Source organism: Thiohalocapsa sp. (assembly GCF_019695415.1).
GTDB lineage: Bacteria > Pseudomonadota > Gammaproteobacteria > Chromatiales > Chromatiaceae > Thiohalocapsa.
The window spans coordinates 1,458-1,933 of sequence record NZ_JAIFKJ010000524.1 but is presented as its reverse complement, the minus strand read 5'-3'; the positions used below and the strand labels follow the sequence as shown (position 1 = coordinate 1,933).

Sequence of the window (476 nt, the reverse complement as noted above, 5' to 3'; positions counted from 1 at the left end):
GGCTCTGACCCCTTTTTGGGTGGACGGGGTCGCCGATGCGGATGAGGCCGCCTTCGGTGACCTTGAGGCAGACGCCGGCGTGCTTGCCCAACGCCTTGGCTGTGCCGCGGCCGGAGACCTTGTCGAGATAGCCGCAGGGTGGGCGCACGCGATGCCAGGCGAACAGGGCCTCGCCGATGCGAAGCTGTCGCCCGCGCAGGTCGACATGGGCGAGGCCGGAGACGATGAGGTTGCGTCGGTGGCGGCCGTCGGTGAGCGTCAGGCCGGATTTGCGCTCGGCGCGGGCGAGGTGCTCGGCATGGATCAGCGTCACCTGGCAGCCGTCGGTGGCCCGCCACCAGCCGGTGCCGGCGGCGTAACCGTCCCCACGGAGGCCGCCGTCGGGCAGGGCCTCGGCGCCGGCGCCCCGCTCCCTGGGCCCCCCCCCGGCCCCCCCCCCGCGGGCGGGCGCGCGCCGCGCCCCCCGCGGCCCCACC

Annotated in this window: 1 protein-coding gene; it reads right to left on the bottom strand. The window is 76.3% G+C overall.

Annotated elements, in window-relative coordinates; translation table 11 throughout:
* The coding region (locus I6U14_RS14580) for an MOSC domain-containing protein (RefSeq protein ID WP_367115675.1) at positions 1-476 on the bottom strand (476 nt) is incomplete at both ends.